Source organism: Stenotrophomonas sp. 10L48, assembly GCF_056395105.1.
In genome coordinates this window covers 134,685-154,879 of record NZ_JBFTIX010000006.1, presented here as the reverse complement: position 1 = coordinate 154,879, position 20,195 = coordinate 134,685, and the positions used below count along the sequence as shown (strand labels likewise).

Here is a 20,195-nt window from a genome sequence, read left to right as displayed (position 1 = left end):
ACGTCCCTACGCTTGGCACGGTCCAGGCGTTGCCTCCGGATTTCTCCGGGGTGGAGGCCACCGTCGACAGCACGGCAGATGGCCGGCAGGCCGACGGCTGGAGGGCCGGCATTCCTCGCGATCTGGCGTTCGGTGCGCGCTCGGTGCTGCAAGGCATCGGCAGCCTGCTTGGCGCTGTCGGCGGCGACGCCCTCGGCGCGCTGGAGACCAAGGTCACCGGCCGGCCCGTGGACAGCTTCCGCGACAACGCTGCAGCGCTTGGCGACACGCTCGGGCTGCCCAAGGCGCAGACTGCTGGCGATCGCGTGCTCGGCGACGTTGGCGAAGCTCTGACCGGTACCGGCCTCACGCTGGGCGGTGGTGCGGCGCTGACCGCCGGCCGGCCCGTGGCGTCTCTCGCTCCCACACTGGGAGAGAGGGCAGGGGCTTTCCTCACCGCACAGCCTGCGCTGCAGGTCGCCAGCACCCTCGGCGGCTCTGCTGCAGCCAGCGGCACGCGCGAGGCCGGTGGTGGTGCTGGCGCGCAGATCCTTGCCAGCCTGGCCGGCGGTCTCGCTCCAGGCGCAATCCCGAGGCTGCCGACAAGCGGCGCGCTGTCCGCCGGTGCCCAAAACCTGACGCGCCGTGCCCTGCGTGGCAGTGACCCCGAACAGGTCCGGCAGACGCTCGGCGAATTTGCTGAGGCGGGCGTGCAACCGAGCATGGGCCAGGCCACGGGCAATCGCGTCCTGCAGGCAACCGAAACGCTGCTGGGTAGCATTCCCGGCTCTGCTGGTGTGATCGATCGATTCGCGCAGCGGCAAGCTGGCCAGTTCGGCAACCGCATCGATGAGATCGCATCCTCGCTGGCTCCGGGTGGTCAGGCCGTGGACCCTGAAATGGCAGGCCTCGCGATTCGGCAGGGAATCGCAGGGCCGGGTGGGTTCAAGGAAGCATCACGTGCCGAAAGCAATGCGCTCTATCAGGCTCTGGATGAGCTGATCCCGCAGGACTCGCGCGTGGATATTTCCAATGTGCAGGCGGCTCTGAGGGAGCTGAATCAGGCTATCCCTGGCGCGCCATCTACCTCGCGCCTGTTCCAGAATGCGCGCCTTGGCAGCATTGAGGGTGGGCTGATCGATGACACGCAGGGCGTGCAGGCACTGCTTACCCAGCCCGGCATGCAAGAGCAGGCCGATGCCTACCGCAACTATCTGCAGGCGCAGGCGCGATCGGTCGAGATGGAGAATGCCCGCCGCAAGTCGCTCGGAATGACGGTGATGGAGCCGGTTCCGACGGCGGACCAGATCGAGCAGAACGTCATGACCACCTTGGGCAACATGACCGACAACCGGCTCCCGTATGAAGCGCTGCAGAAGCTGCGGTCGCTGGTCGGTCGCGAGATCGACAACGCCAACTTCGGCAGCGACGTGCCACGCAGCATGTGGCGCCCGGTGTATGCGGCGCTGAGCAGGGACATGGAGGAGGCCGTGAAAGCCACCGGCAACCCGAAGGCGGCGGAGGCACTGACGAGCGCCAACCAGTACCACTCGCGCTACGTTGACCAGCTGGAGAACATCGACAACATCATCGGCAAGAAGGATGGAGAGGCGGCGTACTTGGCTGCCGTCAGCGGCGCGAAAGATGGCCCGACGCGCATCCGGTCGATCATGCAGACGCTGCCCGAGAACGAAAAGAAGATGGTCACCTCGGCCTTCATCCGGCGCATGGGTCGCGCCGTTCCCGGTCAGCAGGACAGCGAGAACAGCGTGTTCTCGATGAACACCTTCCTGACGAACTGGGCGAACACCAGCCCGGAGGCGCGCAAGGTGCTGTTCGGCAGCTATGGCCCGGAGTTCACCAGGAACATGGAGACGATCGCCAAGGCCACTTCTCGTATCCGGGAGGGTTCGAAGGTGTTCGCCAATCCATCTGGAACGGCTGGGCGTGAGGCGCTGATCGGTCAGATTGCGACCACCGGCGCCGGCGCTGGTACGGCACTGGCGATGGGGAACGCAGGAGCGGCTTTCCTAACTCTGAGCGGTTCATTGCTTGGATCGGGGATCGCCAACGCCACCGCAAGGTTCATGACCTCACCGAAGTACGTAAATTGGCTGGCGCGAACCTCAGAAAAGCCTACTGGCGAGCTGATCTCGCAGCTTCAGGTGCTGCGCGGTATTGCGGAACGGAGTCGTGACCCGGAAGTGGCCGAGCTGGCAGATCAGGTAGCTGCTGATATCAGCGCAGGATCATCCACAGAAGGCCGATGACGCATCCGGCTAGGAGGACTGTCATCAACGCGATTAGGGAGAGAATGCCGGCCGGGCTTGCACTCTTCTTCGCCAGCTCAGCGTCGATACGCTCCTCCTCGATTTCCTTCCAGGTCTTCGGGATGCCGTATTCGGTGTTCTTCCAGTCGGTCATGGCTGTTCCTAATGGCTAGAGCCGCTTGAATGGAAGAGGCTTCGAATTGAAGGGTCGTGAACTTTAGCGGGAACGAAAGGTTCACTCGTCACGATCGGAAGCACTTGGCACAGTCCCGCTGCATTGAGCCGGGTGCAGTACTTCGCTAACGACGCGGAGTCGCAGGTCAGAATCCCGCTTACGCCAAGTCGCTCAGCATGAGCAATTAGCATCACATCGACCTTCAACGCCACACGATCGTCGCCAGTGTCGCGTTTGAGCTGGCTATCGAATTTTGCGGAAAGGACTCCTTCCGGAGCCTCAAACCCAACTGGAATGAAAGTGTCAGTGTCAATGTTTGAAAGATCTTGGCGGCCACAGAATTCCGCCAAAGTGAGCGACGATATGTACAGGGGCACGTCATCCCTGATGGCTGCTTCGATGTAGGCCGTAGCTTGGTCGTGATGCACGTCTAGCGGCTGTACGAAAGCGATCAGTGCGGAAGTGTCAATCAGCAGTCCTTTGCGAGTACTCATCCTTCGCGATTCCTCCTAACCCAGTCAACTGCGTCAACGTCCTTCCAAACGTCTGAACCCACACTCTTCATTCTCTCCATCGACTCAGACTGGCTGCTTGGTGCATAGCTCTCGAATCTGATGAGGCGCGGGTGTCTCAGCTCACCGGTAGCGGTGTTCTCCTCGGCTGCGATTGAGATCAGGACCTTCTTGTAGAGACGGTTGTCCTTTTCCTCGGCGAGGATCTTTTGATCGGCAGCAACGACAAGAATCCCGTTCCTGGTCGCGATATGAATGTTCGCCTTTCTGGCGCCCCCCATATCCTGAATTTCGCCAACTATCTTTCTGGTAACGGGCAGCCACATGCTGTGGTCACTGGCGAAATAAGATGTGTTGTGATTCACCCACACGACACTCACCCCGTCGGTTATCCCGTATCTGCGAGTACTCTTGGCCTGAGCCTTGCGCTGCCATTTGAGCACGATGCTTGCACGCACCTGATCGATGTTTGCGACGTCGTTCGACGCCTCCAGCAAAACAACATCGCGATATGCGCTGTCTTGGCTGGGGTGGATCTCCTCAACGGCGAGTGATCCCGTTTCCACCTTGACCACAATCTCATCATCGGCAGATTCGGCTTCGGAGCCGCGCAAAAACTGCTCGGCTTCCTTGGCGAACTCTCGCAAGAGGCTCAATGGAACGCAATCAAGAGAAATCGGCTTTCCGTCGATTTCGTCTTCAACTATGAGGCGGAGCGGCTTCCTGTCCATGACGCCATCATATCGGAGCATCTGCCGCTTCAGAAGGGACAGGAACACCGCCGATTTTGCCCGGGGCTATAGTGAATGGGCAGGGCACTCTCGGTAGTTATGGCCGGCAGTCGCTGCCACAACATGTAGTTGCACCCGTCCGTTGAAGCCCCGGCCCAGCCCGGCAGCATGGCCCCAACACACACGGGGGCGGCGGTATGGCGCAAATCACAGCACAGGAGGCCGGCGGCCGGAACGTCGTGGCGTTCTTGGACATGCTGGCCTGGTCCGAGGGGACCGATAACGGGCGCCAGCCCACGAAGAACCACGGCTATGACGTGCTGGTTGGCGGCGGCCTGTTCACCGACCTCAGCAAGCACCCGGCCAAGCTGGTCCGGCTGAACCCGAAGCTGGCGTCCACCGCGGCAGGCCGGTACCAGTTCCTGTCGCGGACGTGGGGTGTGCTGCAGAAGCAGCTGGGCCTGCCCAACTTCGGCCCGCTGAGCCAGGACAAGGCGTGCATTGAACTGATCCGGGGGCGGCGCGCGCTGGACGCGGTCAAGGCTGGCCAGTTTGATCGCGCTGTGGCGCTCTGCTCGAAGGAGTGGGCCAGCCTGCCTGGCGCCGGCTATGGCCAGCACGAGCAGAGCCTGGAAAAGCTCCGCTCGGTGTTCCAGAAGGCTGGCGGCAAGGTAGGCGGGGCCGCATGACCATGGAAGCCCAGCCGAGCCAGGACGGCCGCACCCGTATTTCGCTTGGCCCGGTCGAAAAATGGATCGTGGGCGCCTTCGCCAGCTTCATGGTCGCCGGCGGCTACTGGCTGATCAGTTCGATGCAGGCGGTACTGACCCAGCAGCAGGTCACAAACCAGCAGATGGCCACCGTGCAGCAGCAGCTGCAGACCTTCAACACGCAGCTGGCGGACGTGCCGGCGCTGAAGCTCGAACTGGCCAAGCAGGCCGTGCAGGTCGAGCAGAACAAGCAGGACATCCGCGAGCTGAAGCAGCTCAGGGGGCTGAAGTGAAGCTGCAGCTGATCGACAACTGGCGCAAGGCCTGGAAACTGGCATCGGTGTGGGTGTTCGGACTGATCACCCTGTTCCCGGACATCTACGACGCGATCGCGGCCATGGGCTGGATGGATGAGCTGCCCGACCCGGCGAAGTGGAGCATCCGTGCACTCGGCGCGCTGGGCGTCATCGCCCGCGTGTTGTCGCGGAGGAAGCCGCTGTGCTGATCCCTGACCCGATCCGCCCCTACGTGGGCCTGATCCGCGCTGGCCTGTGGGTGGCGCTTGCCGGAGGCCTGTTCGTCGCAGGCTGCAACCATGGCAAGGATCGGCAGGCGGAAAAGAATCAGTCCGAGCTGGCCGGCGCAGCCAAGCAGACGGACGCGGCCCGCGCTGAGGCTGCCGAGAACCTACGCGCGGCCAATGCCTGCGGCCAGCTGCTGCAGGACGTGAACCGCCAGACCCAGGCATCGATTGATGAGGCGGCTCGTCAGAAGGCGGCCGCCGCTGCCGCTGCAGATCGCGCCCAAGCAGCAGCGGCCGAGAGTCAGCGCCGGGCCAGTGCCGCCGAGAAGGCGCTGCAGGCCGCCAAGACCCAGCCCGGATGCCGGGCGCAACTGGAGCAGCCATTGTGCGATGCCATTCCCTTGCTCTGATCGCCTCGCTGCTGCTGGCCGCCTGCGCGCACAAACCCGAGAAGCCGGCCATGCCGGAGAAGGTCTATGTGACCGTGGAGAAGCTGGTTCCGGTCGATGATCGGCTCACCCAGCCGTGTACGGCCACGCGTGCCAACTCGCGCACCGTCGAGGCGGTGGTCAGCGCCTACAACGCCAACCTGCTCGCCCTGCAGGACTGCAACACGCGCATGGGCGAGATCCGCGCACTGGGGCGGTAATGGCCAAGCGCCGCGTCCCGCTCCACCAGAATCCCCGCGGCTTCGTTGAGGTCGACCCGGAGGCGACGAAGGGCGCGCAGCTCGGCGTCAACCTGCTTGATGAGCAGGGTCGGCTGCTCACCCGTGAAGGCTTGGCTGGTACGAACCCAAGTGGCCCAAACAGCATTGCATCCACGATCTGGCGCCTGATCCGCGAAGTGCCGCTGAACATCCAGAAGCTGGCAGCGTTGGCCACTTCTGGCTTCGCGGTGCGCCGCAGCGACGGCGAATGGTCGACCCGCACGCTCCAGCAGGGCGCGGGGATCACGATCAGTAATCCCGCTGGTGAAGCCGGCGACCCAGCCATCGGCCTGGCCGACGTGCCCGACAGCGGCTCCGGCGTCCTGTTGGCGACGACCTTCGATGCGAAGGGCCGGAAGACCGGCAGCCGGCCGGCGACAATCACCGGCACCGCCACGCAGATCAATGTGGCCAACGGGACGGCGGCAGCTGGCCTGCCGACGCTGTCGCTTGCCGCTGAGGTCCTGACTTCGCTCGGGAAGGCCGACACCGCCGTGCAGGAGGTCCGCCCGGGCACAAACGTCACGGTGGACAACACCGATCCGCGGCGCCCGATCATTTCGGCCTCGAGTGGCGCCCCGAAATTCCCTTTCATTCTCCAGACCGGCGCAAGCTACATCCCGCTGACCGGAGCCAATGAGCTGCCGTTCTTCCTTGCGAGCGGGGCGGCATCCAACATCCCGGTGACCCCATGACCGACCGCATCCCTGTCAAAGCCGTGATTGCCTCCGGCGCAGCGACCGCGCTAGCCGAGTTCGAAACCGGCGACCAGATCGCAAATCAGTACCTGCACGCGGCGCCCCCCGTCCTTTCTGGCGGCTACCTTTCGCGGCCGGCATACAGCGCTGTGCCGGCCGGCACCATCTACGAGTCGACGGATACTGGCGAGCTGTACCGCTCGAGTGCATCGGCGTGGGTGCTGATGCCAGGCGGGAAGGTGCTTGCGCTCGCCACGATCTCGTCAAACGTGGTGCGCGCACCAGGTGCAACCGGGGATATTCCAGGCCTATCTGCGACGTTCACCGCCGGGGAAAGCGTCGTCTCTATCGAGTTCGGCGGCACCTTCGACAACAGCGCTGCGTCAACTTCGAACTACCCCTACTTCATGATCAAGCTGGACGGTGCAGTGGTTGGGCAGATCATCTGCGCCTCGGTTGGCGGCTTCACCACGGGCTCGCGCTGTGTGCCTGTTTCCGGGCTGACCCCGGGCAGTACCCACTCGGTCGCAATCGAGTTTCAGAGCATCGGATCGGGCACTTCGACACTCTATTCGCTTCCTGCTGATCGCCCATATATGACGGTGCGCAGCTCATGATCTCCAACTGTGGGCTTGGCAGATACGCGGCTTCCGAGTACGACGTGGTGCTTGCGGGGAACCCAAGGGGGGCTCGCTATGGCCAGGTTCTGATCTATTGCCACGCTGCAAACGACGCGACTGGTACAGAGCTGCTCGCCATTCCGCAACGCGCTGCGCTGCTGGAGGCGCTGGTGAACAGCGGGCTGACGGTCATCGCGCCGCAGCTCGGGGGCGCAAATACCTGGGGCAATTCGGTGTCCCAAGCACGAATGAACAGCGCCTATGCCTACGCCACTGGGCTGTTTCCAGGCGTCACGAAGGTGGCGCTTCTGGCCCAGTCAATGGGAGCGGTGGTCGGGCTCGTGTGGGCGAGCAACAACCTGGGCAAGGTGAGCGCTGTGGTCGGGGTCTTGCCGGTCGTGGATCTCGATTTCACATATACCCTCCCGGCCTTCGCCCCCCACATCAATTCGGCCTACGGTGGCGCCTACAATCCCGCGGGCAACGGATTGGGGCGCAACCCGATCAAGCTGGCAAAAGCGGGCGCGTTCAATACGCTGAAAATCCAGCTTTGGGCTGCCAGGGAGGACACCGCCGCTCCGCCGAGCCTAGCGTCCGAGTTTTCCGCTGTGGCTGCGATGACCGAACTGATTTTCGTTGAAGGGCTGCACACAGAGGGCGCGGTCGGCTTGGTGCGACCGGATGAAGTGCTGGCGTTCCTGTAGCGACCTGAGTCTCAGGCCACGGCCTGCAGCAGATCCTCGCGGTTGTTCCGCGGCGTGTTCACCGCGCGGCTGACGCGGTAGGCCTCCATGGCCGGGGTCTCGCTGGCCAGCAGCATGGCCATGGCATCGTCCGGGCTGGCGGCCATCCACTCATCGATCTGGCTGGCCTGCAGCCACACCGGCATGCGGTCGTGGATGTCGGCCGATACGCCGCTGCTGTCGCCGGTGATGATGGTGAAGGTGCCGAGGTTGCCGTCGGGCAGGAGCGGGCTGGTGTCCTCCCACAGGCCGGCGGCCAGCAGCGGCCCGGTAGCGTGGATGAACCATGGATCTTTCTTCCCGTCCTCTGGGCTCACCGACCACTCGTAGTAGCCGGCCATGGGGATCACACACCGGCGCTTCTTGAACGCCGATCGGAAGGCCGGTTTGGTGGCCACCGTCTCGATCCGGGCGTTGATGGTCGAGCCCTGCAGGCCCTTGGCCTTCGCCCAGAACGGCAGCAGGCCCCACGCCAGGCGGGTGACCTGCCGGCCTTCGCCGCGGTCCAGAATCACCGACGCTCGCTGCGTGGGCGCGAGGTTGAAGCTGGGCTGGATCTCCGCCAGGCCGGGGGCAAGGTCAGCCAGGCCCGGCTGGCCAAAGTCGACAACGGGGAGCTGGACGAATCGGCCGCACATGGCCGGAGCGTAGCCCGGACGGCCGTGCCCGGCGCGTGATCCCGAACAGTTCAGTCGGTGAACGATCCCTTGTCGCAGCCTTTGCGACCGCCGGCCGTATCCTTCCGGGCATGCTTCCCTCGCACGGCTACCAAGGTTTCCGCACCGCCCCGATCCCGTCAGGCTGGGTCCAGATGGGGGAGAGCTGGGTGTTGTGGTGGGGCGGTCGACAGATCGCCAACGTCAGATGCGGCAAGGATGGTGCTGTGCGCGTGCGTCTGGATGCCAGGAAGATGTGGCAGATCAAGGAAGCCCCGGCCGCCAGCATCGCTCAGGGAAAGCGCTATGCCGAACGGTGGTGCGCGGCAAGGCTCTACCCGGAGATGCGCCTTCGCGCGGCCGTGGCCCGGATGCTGGATGCCACGCCAGCAGAACCGCTTGAACCGCTGCCCGGCCTGCCGCCGACCCGAGAGCAACAGCAACAGGCCCGGCGACTCGCCGAGGCCGTGACGAACGATCTCGAGCGGGTCAAGGAAGCGCTGGCGCCAATCCGTCCGCCGGCGACGAAGCCCAGGGCGAAGGACCCACAGAAGACGCGAGTAAGGGCAGCACTGCGGGACCTACGGCGCGGGGTCTGATAGTAAAATGGCCCCAAGCTGGTCCCATCCACTTCGTAAGCCTTTGATTGAACTAGCGATGAAATCCCCCTCCTAAGGGGAAGGTCGCCCGTTCGAATCGGGCCGGGGTCACCATCCACGTCGGGCGCATCGACGCGCGCCCGCAACAGCGCCGGCGCCATGGATTACGTCCTGCAGCCTGTCCAGCCTTCGCAGTTTGCCGTTGTTGCCGGCTGGCTCGACTCACCTGAGGCGACCCTGCGCTGGGCAGGTCCCGGCGTTCCCTTCCCCTTGCCTGCCGAAGCCTTCGCCGCTGCATTGGCGTTGCCTTCGCGTCCAGGCTGGACACTGCAGGATGCCGACGGCACCTGCCTGGGCTTCGGCCAGTATTGGCAGACAACACTTGGCAGCACGCACCTCGGGCGCATCATCGTGTCGCCGCAGGCACGCGGCCGTGGTCTTGGCCGGGTGTTGATGACGGCGCTGTGCGCCGAAGCCGTTCGCCGCACCGCTGCGATGCAGCTGACGTTGAAGGTCTATAGGGACAATCAGGCGGCCGTGGCGCTGTACCGCGACCTCGGCTTCGTCGCCAGCGAAGACGCCTCCACGCCGGAGCTGCTGTTCATGGCCTGCCGTACAACCTGAGCGGGAAAGGGCAGGGCTCTGCACTCCCGCTGCACATCCTGTGCACGCGCTGCTGCAAGCGGACTCGGCAGTCTGGTGCCGTCCCCATCGGTTGCCTAGGAGCGCCCCCATGAATACCCCCGGCACCCCCAAGCCTTCCTGGCGCCAGCGCAACGTGCTGCTGACCGTCGCCGCCGTGTTGCTGGTGATCGTGCTGATCCTGCTCTTCGTCCCCTGGTAGAAGCCTGGCTGCCGCCAAGCGCGGCGCGATCCCCCTTCCACTTCAGCTCCCGCCGGTAGCCCATGGCCCGGCGGTTTTTCTGTGTGCGCCCCACGCCGGACGCGTCGCTCCGGCTCCGAAAATGCGTGACGAATTGCCGGAAAGGGCGGTGCGGCTGCCGGATCCGTGCACGAGGCCCCGGGGGTCGGTTGCTACAACTGTGTTCGTGGGGCCGGCGCCAGATTTGGCAAACATAAACGTGACGCACATCACACAATTGTTTGTATTGTGTTATCTTCGTCACAGTTTTGCGAACCTGACCAACAGGGTCCAGGGACGGTTGTAGTCGCCACGGAACCGGCAGACACGCATTCGTACGCGTCTCCGGGTCCGGCAGAACCCTCCCCGGTACCCACTGAACAGCGGCTCCCCTGTGGGGCTGATGACGGGGAAAAACCAACATGTGGCAGTCGACGACGTCGCGCATCAGCGCGGGCGGTGAATCCGTTCATCCTGAAAAAAGTGCACATCCCGGCCGGACCGGGCGATGGCTGGCCGCCGGCCTGCTGTTGCTGCTGCTGTCGGTGGTGCTGCCATCGTCGGCCTGGGCTGCGGCCTACGCGACCGGCGGCACCAGCCCGTACCGCAACACGGTGCTGTGGCTGACCTGGGGTGGCGGCACGGACCTGGGCACTGCCGGGGTCACGCTCAACAATGGTGATACCTCGTCGATCTCGATGCCGGTGGCCGCGGGCATCAACCTCAGTGTCAGCTGCAGTCTGGCCAACATCAGTGGCGGCGGACTCCTGCAGAGCTATCGCCCGGGCAACTTCAGCGGCGACAGCCTGGACGACCTGTACAACGTCGGTGGCACTGGCGGCGCGAATCAGCTGATCGCGGGCATCTCGCGCAGCACGGGCACCTCCTCGTTCGAAATCAACTGCGTCTCGACCCTGGGCGGCGCGCCGTATCGCCTGCGCGGCGTGGTGATGGCCGACGCCGAGTCGATCAACAACAGTGGCGAATTCGTCGAAGCCAGTGCACTGGGTACCTGGAACGTGGTGGAGATGCGCAAGAACCTCAGCGCAGGTGCCTACAACGTGACCAAGTCCAGCAGCGGCGGCAACAGCGTGATCCGCTTCGGGCCGGGCAACGACAACAACACCGCTGCGGTCACCTTCCTCAATTTCGACAACGCCGCGCACGCGCCGGGCAACCTCGCGGTGAACATGGGCTTCTCGATGCGCGGTGGCGGCACCACCGCCATCGCCATCGGCCTGCTGGTGCCGTACGCCGACTTCGGTGATGCGCCGCAGAGCTATGGCGACGCCATGCATGTGGTGGACGATCTGCAGTTCCGCCCGGATGGCCTGCCGGTCAACGCCACCCCCACCAACATCAACACCGCAGGCTATACGCCGGGTGGCCTGGCACCGCCGCTGACCGATTTCCTCGGCACGATGGGTCCGGATACCGAGCAGAAGAGCAGCTACAGCGCCGATGCGAAGGGTGACGACAACTTCCCTTCGGGCAATCCCAACGAAGAGAACGCCTGGCCGGCGAGCTATGTGCTGACGGTGATGCAGGCCGGTACCCAGATCAGCCAACCGGTGGCGTGCGTGGGCAGCGGCAGCGTGGCCGGCTGGATCGATTTCAATCGCAACGGCACATTCGACCCGGGCGAGCGCAGCAACATCGCTGCATGCAGTGGTGGCGGGGCCAACCTGAGCTGGACCGTGCCCGCGCAGGTAAGCGCAGGCAGCAGTTACGTGCGCCTGCGCTATGCGACCAATGCGGCGCAGATCCAGCAGCCGACCGGCGTGGCCGACGACGGCGAAGTGGAAGACCACCTGATCACCATCACCGCACCCGCGCTGAAGGTGGTGAAGAGCAACAATGCCACCGGCGGCATCTGGAACTACGGCCAGGCCGGCACCCAGTACACGCTGACGATCAGCAACACCACCAACGTGCCGACCGGCAATCCGCCGAACGTGCCGGCGGGTGTCATCACCGTGCGCGACCAGTTGCCGGCAGGGATCGTGCCGAACTGGACCGGTACCCTCAGCAGTGGCAGCTGGAGCTGTACGGCGAGCGGCCAGGCGGTGAGCTGCACCAGCAGCCAGGTACTGTCGGCAGCCGGCACCGCCGGTGACAGCAGCAGCTTCACCCTGCCGGTGACCGTGTCCGCATCGGCAAGCGGCCTGTTGCGCAACCACGCCAGCGTCGGCGGTGGCTACGATCCGTTCAATGGTGGCAATCCGCCCGCACCGGGCGAGGCCTGTACCGATGCCAACCATTGCACCCGCAGCGATGTGACCGTTCCGGTTACACGGGTGAGCTACGCGAAACGCTCCAACACCACCGGTCCGGTGGCGGTGGGGGCGACGGTGAGCTACACCGTGGATGTCACCATTGCCGACGGCAACAGCCGCGACGTGCTGACCCTGACCGATACCCTCGGCACCGGTCTGGATTTCGCCAGCGTGACCAATGCCGGCGCCTTTACCTGCAATGCCGCCAATCCGCTGGTGTGCACGCTGCCAGCGGGCACCGTGCCGAGCACCTACAGCCTGACCTATGCGGCCACCGTCAACGCGCAGGCCAGCGGCCAGGTGATCAACACGGTGGTGGGCACCGGCACCGACACTCCCACCTGCAGCAGCAACTGCACCACCACCACGCCGGTGGCGGCGCCGCGCATCTCGGTGTCCAAGGCCAGCGCCACGGCCGGCCCGGTCGCGGTGGGCGACAGCGTTGCCTACACGGTGAGCGTGGTCGTGGCCGATGCGCGCACCACCGCTGCCGTCACATTGACCGATACCCTGGGCACTGGCCTGGACTTCGGCAGCATGACCAATGCCGGCGGCTTCATCTGCGTGCCCGGCAATCCGCTGGTGTGCACGCTGCCCGCCGGCACCGTGCCCGGCAGCTACGCGTTCTCCTATACCGGCATCGTCAACGCACAGGCGGTTGGCCAGGTGCGCAATGCCGTAGTGCCGAGCGGCCCGGACAATCCGTCGTGCGTCGGCAGCTGTGATACCACCACGCCACTGGCCAGCCCGCAGGTGAGCTACGCCAAGCTGGCCTCCACCGGTGGACCGGTGCGGGTGGGCGACAGCATCGGCTATACGCTGAGCGTGACCGTTGCGCGTTCTCGCACCACCGATGTGGTCACCCTGACCGATACGCTGGGCAGCGGCCTGGACTTCAGCAGCGTTACCAGCGCGGGCATCTTCACCTGCAATGCGGCCAACCCGCTGGTGTGCACGCTGCCTGCAGGGACGGTGCCGGGCACCTACAGCCTGAGCTATACCGCTACGGTCAATGCGCAGGCCAGTGGCACGGTACGCAATGCCGTGCTCGGCACCGGCACCGACACGCCCTCGTGCACGACCAACTGCGATACCACCACGCCGGTGGCGACGCCGGGCGTGAGCTATGCCAAGTCGGTGAACAGTGCCGGCCCCGTGTCGGTGGGTGACAGCCTGGCCTACACCTTGACCACGGTGGTGACCAACTCGCGCACCACCGACGTGGTGACGCTGACCGATACGCTGGGCAGCGGCCTGGATTTCGGCAGCGTGACCAGTGCCGGCGCCTACACCTGCAACGCGGCCAACCCGCTGGTTTGCACGTTGCCGGCCGGCACTGCGCCAGGCAGCTACAGCCTGTCGTACACCGCAGTGGTCAATGCCCAGGCCACCGGCCAGGTGACCAACGCGGTGCTCGGCAGCGGTGGCGACAACCCGAGCTGCACCGTCAACTGCGATACCACCACCCCGGTGGCTGGCAGCCAGATCGACTATCGCAAGACCTCGGCCGCGGTCGGCTCGGTCAAGGTGGGTGACAGCATCGCCTACACCCTGACCGCTGTGGTCAGCCGCTCGCGCACGACCGCTGTATTCACCCTGACCGACACCCTGGGGCAGGGCCTGGACTTCGGTTCAGTCACCGCCACCACGGGCTTCACCTGCAATGCCGCCAACCCGCTGGTGTGCACGTTGCCGGCCGCCACCGCACCTGGCACCTACACGGTGAACTACACCGCGACGGTGAACGCGCAGGCCAAGGGCAGCGTCAGCAACGCCGTGCTTGGCAGCGGCACCGGTACCAACACCTGTGCCACCGACTGCACCACCACCACCCCGGTGCTGGCGGCGACGGTCACCTACCGCAAGTCCTCCAGCACGGCATCGCCGGTCAATATCGGCGATGCGGTGGACTACAGCGTCGAGGTGGTGGTCGCCAACTCGCAGACCACCGATGTGTTCACCCTGACCGATACCCTGGGCGCAGGCCTGGACCTGCAGTCGGTGACCCAGCCGGGCGCCTTCACCTGCAATGCCAGCAATCCGCTGGTATGCACGCTGCCGGCAGGTACCGCACCCGGCACCTACACGCTGGGCTACCGCGCGCAGGTCAACGCGCAGGCCAGTGGCAGCGTCCGCAACGCGGTGCTGGGCAGTGGCGGCGATACCCCCACCTGCACGGGAACCTGCAGCACCGAGCACGTGCTGGCTGAGCCGCGCGTGGTGCTGGAAAAACTGTCCGGCCCTGCAAGTGGCAGTGAAGTGCGTCCGGGTGACCGGTTGCGCTACACCCTGCGGGCCACGGTCGAGCGCGCCTCGCTGCGCCAGCCGTTGCAGCTGCTGGATACGCCCGATACGGGCCTGAGCGTGGACACGCTGCCGGCAGGCTGCGTGCAGCAGGGTACCGACATCGTCTGCACCCTGCCGGCCGGTACGCCGGTGGGGCAGCATGAATTCGTCTACCAGGCCATCGTCAACCAGGAGGCGCGCACGGAGGTGCTCAACCGCCTGCGCGGCCAGTATCCGGATGGATCGCCACCGCCGGAGTGCACCACCTGCGAAACGCGGCACAAGGTGATCTCGGATTTCGCGCTGCGCATCACCAAGACCGCCAACCCGCGGTTGGTAAAGGTGGGCGACCTGGTGCGCTACCAGCTGGTGGTCGAGAACGTCGGCAGCAGCCATTGGCGCGACGGCGTGGTGGTCGATACGCCGCCGCCGGGCTTCAGCTATGTGGATGGCTCGATGCGCGTGGCCGACGACGACGGTGCGTTCTCGCTGGGCGGTAGCCAGACCCCGCTGCGCATCGGCGCGGTCGACATCGCCGTGGGCCGCAGTGCCACCATCACCTACCTGTTGCGGGTGGGCGCGGGCGTGCGTGCCGGCAACCACATCAACCAGGCCGTGGCCACCGCTGACGATGGCACGCCGCTGTCGAATGTGGCGACCGCTGAAGTACGCATGGATGCCGACCCGCTGCTGGAAGACAGCTTGGTGTTCGGCACCGTGTTCGATGACCGCGACGGCGACGGATGGCAGGACAGTGCGGAACTCACCGGTGTTCGCGTACAGGGCGGTTTCGCGCCTGCCGCGTACGTGCCGGGTTCGACAACGCTGGATCGTGGCGATGGACCGCAGCCGTTGGCCGATGCCAGCGCGCCCCTGCTGCATGGCGTGCAGGTGGGCGTGGTACACGGCCTGGCGTCTACGTCGGACACGGTCGATAGCCATCAGGTGGTGATCCGCCAGCGCCTGCGCGAACTGTCCTTCACCGATGATTTCGTGCTGGAAAGCGCCCAGGGCCATCGCCTGCAGCTGGATGCGCAGGGTGTGGCAACCGTGCAGCACAGTGGCGAGGCGGCCAAGGGCCTGACCGCAGCCGAGCCGGCCGTGCATCGCGAGATCGCGCGGGTGGCCGAGGGCTATGAAGTGGCCTACGTGATCCGCAACAGCGGCATCCAGGAGCAGGGCATTCCCGGCGTGCGCCTGGCCACCGTGGAGGGCCTGCTGATCGAAACCGATCCGTTCGGTCGTTACCACCTGGCCGATGTGCACGGTGGCGATGCGCGGTTGGGCCGCAACTTCATCGTCAAGCTGGACCCGGCAACGGTACCGGCGGGTTCCGGACTGACCACCGAGAATCCGTTGCTGCGTCGGGTTACCCAGGGCGTGCCGACCCGCTTCAGCTTCGGCGTGCGCCTGCCGCCGTCGCCGCAGGCCGCCGCCGAGCGCGCCGAACTGGCGTTGGGCGAAGTGTTGTTCGCCCCGGGCAGCAGCGAGCTGCGTGCCAGCTATCGTCCGGTGCTGGCGAAGATGGCCGAGGTGGTCAATCGCTACCAGGGCGGTGACGTGGTGATTGCCGCCAACGGCGAAAGCCAGGCATTGGCCTTCGCCCGTGCGGTGGCCGTGCGTGATGCGCTGCAGGCCGAAGTGGCTGAAGGTTCGCGCGCTGGCCTGACGGTGCAGCTGCGTACCGACGTGCGCGATCCGCACTCGCTGGTCGCTGGCGTTGATGCCGGCGGCGCGCTGCTCGGCAACGTGCTGTTTGACACCGACAAGGCGGTGATCCGCGAGGAGTTCAAGCCGCTGCTGGCTGCCATCGCCGCGCGCCTGGAGCAGATGGGGGGCGGCCAGGTCAGCCTGGTCGGCCATACCGATGTGCGTGGCAGCCACGCCTACAACCAGGCGTTGGGCCTGCGCCGTGCCAATGCCGTGTTCGAAGCGCTGCGCGTGCAGCTCAGCCCTGCCGTGCAGCAACGCCTGCGCGTGCGCAACGAGGAGACCGCCGCCACCCGCGCGGCGGCCCACCAACAGGAGGCCCGCCGATGAGCGCCCATCACTCTGTCGTCCGGCGTCCCGCCCGCCTGCACCGCGCTGCGTTGTACCAGTCACTGCTGCTGGGTCTGGCAGCAACGGCGCAGGCCGCGCCGCCGCCGGCCAACGACGCGTCCATCGATGGCGCGCCCATCCACTGCGAGGGCAACCAGTGCAGCGCCGAGGGCGACCTGCTGTTCACCCTGCGCTCGCGCAGCTTCGATGAGCCGGTGACCGAAGGCACGTCGACGCGCTCGTCATCGCAGGTGCTGCAGCCGGACCGGCGCGTAAGCGTGGCGCTGGACGAGCCGGGCAAGGCGACCGTCCGCGGTGAATTCATGATCCGCCTGCCGGAAGGTGGCGCGATCTGGGCCACCGAAGACCCGGCCATGGGCCAGCCCGAGCTGTCGATCTCGGCGCCGGGCATGGTGGCGTTCGACCAGGGCCGCATCGTGCGTCCGGTCGAATTCTTCGTGCGTGGCAACTACACCGCGTTCATCAAACGTCTGGAGGTCAGCCTCTACCGCGGCAGCGACAGTGACCGGGTCGCGCCCCTGGCGACCTTTGAACTGCCTGTGGCTGCGGTCGGGCAGGGCAGTTGGGACGGTGCGCTGCCGGCGTCCACGCCGCTGCGTCGTGGCGACCGCCTGGTCTATGTGCTGCGCGCGTACGATGCCGAGGGCAATGTCGATGAGACCTCGGCGCAGTCCATGCAGCTGGTGACGCTGGCCGAAGTGGAGCGTGGCAACCAGCAGCTGCGTGACGCGCTGGAAGATCGGCGCGGCACGGCCGTCGATGCCAACCAGGCCGCTTCGTTGTCGCTGCTGGAGCAGGTGTTCGACAGCAACGGTCTTCGCCAGCAGAACATCCCGGTGTACGGCTCGCGCGTGCGCCTGCGGGGCCGTGACCTGCCGCTTGGCGCGGCACTGAAGATCAATGGCGAAAGCTATCCGCTGGACCAGGACCGCAAATTCGCCGCTGAATACCTGATGCCGATCGGTCACCACGTGTTCGACGTGCGGGTCGAGCGGCCCGACGCGCCGGCGATCGCACGCACGCTGGAGGTGGATGTCAGCGGCAGCTATCTGTTCGGTGTGGGCCTGGCCGATGTCACGGTGTACCAGAACAAGGCCAGTGGTGCGGGCCGCGATGTCGCCCGTGGCGAGCGCGGTGACGATGTGCTCAGCGACGGGCGCCTGGCGTTCTATTTGAAGGCCAAGACCCGTGGCCGCTATCTGTTGACGGCGCAGGCCGATACCCAGAACCGGCCGCTGGACGAGCTGTTCACCGGTTTCACCACGGCCGATCCGCAGGACCTGTTCCGCAGCCTGGACCCGGACCTGTATTACCCCACCTATGGCGACGATTCGCTGACCCAGCGCGACGTCGACAGCATGGGCCGCTTCTACCTGCGCATGGACTGGGACAAGAACCAGGCGCTGTGGGGCAACTACAACACGGGGCTGAGCGGCACCGAGTACGCCCAGTACGTGCGTTCGCTGTACGGTGCGGCGCTGTCGTGGCGCTCACGCGGCGCCAATGCGTGGGGCGATGCGCAGACCGAACTGCGTCTGTTCGGATCGCAGGCCGAGACCGCGCCGGGCCACAGCGAGTTCATCGGCACCGGCGGCAGCCTGTATTACCTGCGCCACGCCAGCATCCTGCGCGGCTCGGACCAGGTGGTGCTGGAGATCCGTGACCGCACCACCGGCCGTGTCGAACAGCGGGTGTCGCTGGTGCGCGGTGCCGACTACGAGATCGATGCGTTGCAGGGGCGCATCCTGCTGACCCGGCCGCTGGCCCAGGTCAGCCGCGAGAACCTGCGCCGGATCAGCCGCGACGTGCCGCTGGACGGCTACGAGCAGCGCCTGATTGTCGACTACGAATGGGTGCCGACCGGCTTCGACAATGACGACATCACCGCTGGTGTGCGTGGCAAGCACTGGTTCGGTGATCACGTGGCGGTGGGGGCCACCTATGTGGACGAACAGCGCGCTGGGCAGGACTATTCGCTGCGCGGTGCGGACCTGACCCTGCAGGCCGGGCGTGGTACCTACCTGAAGGTCGAGCACAGCCGCAGCGAGGCGACCAGTGCGCCGGTGTTCTTCTCCGACAATGGTGGTCTGAGCTTCACCCGCCTCAACCCCGAGGGGCCGCGCGAAGGCGAGGCGACCGCGGTGGAGGCACGGGTGAACCTGCGCGAGCTGGGCTGGACCCAGCGCGACTGGAGTGCCGGCGCCTGGTGGCGGCAGGTCGAGGGAGGCTATTCGGTGGGTCGCTTCGACACCGGCCAGCGCGTGCGCGAACAGGGCGCCGAACTGCTGGGCTACGTGACCGACGATTTCAGCCTGTATGCGCGTTACAGCGAAGCACGGCGTGGCAATGAATCGTTGATCCAGGCCCAGGCCACCGCCGAATGGCGGATCGGTGACAACGACCGCGTGTCGGCCGAGCTGCGCCGGGTGCAGGAAGACCGCGGCATCGGCAGCAATGCTGGTGTGCTGGCGGCAGCGCGCTACACCCATCGCATCGGCACCGCGCTGGACATCTATGGTGGCGGCCAGCTGACCGTCGATGACGATCATGGCCGCTACGCGGACAATGATGCGGTGGTCGCCGGTGGTACCTACACCTTCGCCAACCTGTCCACGATCGGCGCGGAGGTGAGCGATGGTGATCGGGGCAGTGCCGCGCAGGTCAATGCCGAGTACAAGCTGACCCCGCAGCACAGCTTCTATGGTGCGTTCACCCAGTCCACCGATCGCAGTGAATACGACCCGCTGTTCAGCCCGAATGCGCAGGATGGCTGGACGCTGGGCCAGCGCTGGCGCCTATCCGACCAGGTCAACGTGTTCAACGAGAGCCAGTTCCTCAAATCCGGCCAGGAATCCGGCCTGGCCAACACCTTCGGCATGGATTTCTATCCGGCGGTGGGCTGGAACGCGGGCTTCACCCTCAGCGACGGCAAGCTGGATGCGAGCAGTGGCCAGGTCGACCGCAAGGCCGTCAGCCTGTCCGGCGGCCGCACGTCGCCGGGTACCGAGTGGCAGAGCAAGCTGGAGTGGCGTCGCGACACCGGTGCCGAGCGCCGCACGCAATGGGTCAGCACCAACCGCCTCAGCCACCGTCTCAATGACAGCTGGCGGATCGCTGCGCGGTTCAACTACGCCGACACCGACGATGCGATCAACCCGGTGGCCGGCGCCCGCTTCATCGAGGGCAATCTCGGCTTCGCCTACCGCCCCTGGGACAATGACCGCTGGGCGCTGTTCGGCCGCTACAGCTATCTGTACGACCTGTCGACGATGGGCCAGGTCAACGGCGTGGACTACGACCAGCGTACCCAGGTGTTGTCGCTGGAAGGCGTGTACCGCATCGACCAGCGCTGGGAAGTGGCGGCCAAGCTGGCCCGACGCGAAGGCGAGGTCCGCTATGGCCGGGGCACCGGTCCGTGGTTCGATTCAGCCACGAACTTCGGTGCAGCACAGCTGCGCTATGACTTGTACTACCAATGGCACGGCCTGCTGGAGTACCGCCTGCTGGACGTGCGTGATGGCGGTCGCCGGCAGGGTTGGCTGGCCGGCGTGGACCGCGACGTCGGCCGCAACTTCCGGGTTGGCGTGGGCTACAACTTCACCGACTTCAGTGACGACCTGACGAAGTTCGACTACACCCACCGCGGCTGGTACCTGAACCTGGTGGGTCGCTATTGAGGACTGGGCAACGCCAGGCCATGCCTGGCGGGGCCGCGGCGGTCGCCACCCAGTAGTGCCAGGCCATGCCTGGCAGGGGCGCGGCGGTCGCTACCCAGTAGTGCCAGG

At 65.8% G+C, this 20,195-nt stretch carries 17 protein-coding genes and 1 tRNA gene; 14 read left to right on the top strand and 4 right to left on the bottom strand.

Annotated elements, in window-relative coordinates:
* Positions 1-50 precede the first annotated feature (50 nt).
* Positions 51-2,249, top strand: coding sequence for a hypothetical protein (locus AC1DCU_RS12190; RefSeq protein WP_442251223.1), 2,199 nt, complete (start codon positions 51-53; stop codon positions 2,247-2,249).
* Here AC1DCU_RS12190 and AC1DCU_RS12185 read toward each other — a convergent pair.
* Genes AC1DCU_RS12185 through AC1DCU_RS12175 form a run of 3 tightly spaced genes read right to left on the bottom strand, consistent with a single transcriptional unit; the run spans position 2,218 to position 3,688 of the window.
* Positions 2,218-2,403, bottom strand: a complete 186-nt coding sequence (locus AC1DCU_RS12185; RefSeq protein WP_442251222.1) for a hypothetical protein — start codon at positions 2,401-2,403, stop codon at positions 2,218-2,220. The genes AC1DCU_RS12190 and AC1DCU_RS12185 overlap by 32 nt on opposite strands.
* An 8-nt stretch (positions 2,404-2,411) precedes the next feature.
* A complete protein-coding gene (locus AC1DCU_RS12180) occupies positions 2,412-2,918 on the bottom strand; it encodes a hypothetical protein (protein WP_442251221.1) in 507 nt (168 codons plus the stop codon).
* Positions 2,915-3,688 (bottom strand): hypothetical protein, encoded by a 774-nt coding sequence (locus AC1DCU_RS12175; protein WP_442251220.1) that lies wholly within the window; start codon positions 3,686-3,688, stop codon positions 2,915-2,917. Before AC1DCU_RS12175 ends, AC1DCU_RS12180 begins: the two co-directional genes overlap by 4 nt.
* Before the next feature lie 176 nt (positions 3,689-3,864).
* Here AC1DCU_RS12175 and AC1DCU_RS12170 point away from each other — a divergent pair, with 176 nt between their 5' ends.
* The 8 genes from AC1DCU_RS12170 to AC1DCU_RS12135 are packed head-to-tail and all read left to right on the top strand — an operon-like array spanning position 3,865 to position 7,631.
* Positions 3,865-4,356: a glycoside hydrolase family 24 protein gene (locus tag AC1DCU_RS12170; protein WP_442251219.1), complete on the top strand. Its 492-nt coding sequence runs from the start codon at positions 3,865-3,867 to the stop codon at positions 4,354-4,356.
* Entirely contained in the window at positions 4,353-4,670 is a 318-nt protein-coding gene (locus AC1DCU_RS12165) for a hypothetical protein (RefSeq protein WP_313249547.1), read from the top strand. The genes AC1DCU_RS12170 and AC1DCU_RS12165 overlap by 4 nt, the downstream gene beginning before the upstream one ends.
* Positions 4,667-4,882 (top strand): DUF7940 domain-containing protein, encoded by a 216-nt coding sequence (locus AC1DCU_RS12160; RefSeq protein ID WP_442251218.1) that lies wholly within the window; start codon positions 4,667-4,669, stop codon positions 4,880-4,882. The genes AC1DCU_RS12165 and AC1DCU_RS12160 overlap by 4 nt, the downstream gene beginning before the upstream one ends.
* A gap of 23 nt (positions 4,883-4,905) precedes the next feature.
* Entirely contained in the window at positions 4,906-5,310 is a 405-nt protein-coding gene (locus tag AC1DCU_RS12155; protein WP_442251217.1) for a hypothetical protein, read from the top strand.
* A complete protein-coding gene (gene lysC, locus AC1DCU_RS12150) occupies positions 5,286-5,549 on the top strand; it encodes an Rz1-like lysis system protein LysC (RefSeq protein ID WP_313116207.1) in 264 nt (87 codons plus the stop codon). Before AC1DCU_RS12155 ends, lysC begins: the two co-directional genes overlap by 25 nt.
* Positions 5,549-6,304, top strand: coding sequence for a hypothetical protein (locus AC1DCU_RS12145; protein WP_442251216.1), 756 nt, complete (start codon positions 5,549-5,551; stop codon positions 6,302-6,304). Before lysC ends, AC1DCU_RS12145 begins: the two co-directional genes overlap by 1 nt.
* Positions 6,301-6,924 carry a hypothetical protein gene (locus AC1DCU_RS12140; RefSeq protein WP_442251215.1) on the top strand — a complete coding sequence of 208 codons (624 nt, stop codon included), beginning with the start codon at positions 6,301-6,303 and terminating at the stop codon, positions 6,922-6,924. The genes AC1DCU_RS12145 and AC1DCU_RS12140 overlap by 4 nt, the downstream gene beginning before the upstream one ends.
* A complete protein-coding gene (locus AC1DCU_RS12135) occupies positions 6,921-7,631 on the top strand; it encodes a hypothetical protein (protein WP_442251214.1) in 711 nt (236 codons plus the stop codon). The genes AC1DCU_RS12140 and AC1DCU_RS12135 overlap by 4 nt, the downstream gene beginning before the upstream one ends.
* An 11-nt stretch (positions 7,632-7,642) precedes the next feature.
* On the opposite strand, the gene AC1DCU_RS12130 is transcribed toward AC1DCU_RS12135, so the two are convergent.
* Entirely contained in the window at positions 7,643-8,308 is a 666-nt protein-coding gene (locus AC1DCU_RS12130; RefSeq protein ID WP_478013528.1) for an SOS response-associated peptidase, read from the bottom strand.
* Positions 8,309-8,418: 110 nt separating this feature from the next.
* On the opposite strand from AC1DCU_RS12130, the gene AC1DCU_RS12125 reads away from it, so the two are divergent.
* The 5 genes from AC1DCU_RS12125 (at position 8,419) to AC1DCU_RS12105 (ending at position 20,087) form a co-directional block, all read left to right on the top strand.
* Positions 8,419-8,925, top strand: a complete 507-nt coding sequence (locus AC1DCU_RS12125; RefSeq protein ID WP_442251212.1) for a hypothetical protein — start codon at positions 8,419-8,421, stop codon at positions 8,923-8,925.
* 9 nt (positions 8,926-8,934) lie between these two features.
* Positions 8,935-9,039, top strand: a tRNA-Ser gene (locus tag AC1DCU_RS12120).
* A gap of 45 nt (positions 9,040-9,084) precedes the next feature.
* Positions 9,085-9,549, top strand: coding sequence for a GNAT family N-acetyltransferase (locus AC1DCU_RS12115; RefSeq protein ID WP_088100675.1), 465 nt, complete (start codon positions 9,085-9,087; stop codon positions 9,547-9,549).
* Between the two features lie 660 nt (positions 9,550-10,209).
* On the top strand, positions 10,210-16,389 hold the full coding sequence (locus AC1DCU_RS12110) for a CshA/CshB family fibrillar adhesin-related protein (protein WP_478013527.1): 6,180 nt from the start codon (positions 10,210-10,212) through the stop codon (positions 16,387-16,389).
* Complete coding sequence (locus AC1DCU_RS12105) at positions 16,386-20,087, top strand: TonB-dependent receptor (protein ID WP_442251210.1); 3,702 nt, start codon at positions 16,386-16,388, stop codon at positions 20,085-20,087. The genes AC1DCU_RS12110 and AC1DCU_RS12105 overlap by 4 nt, the downstream gene beginning before the upstream one ends.
* The last annotated feature ends 108 nt before the right edge of the window (positions 20,088-20,195 follow it).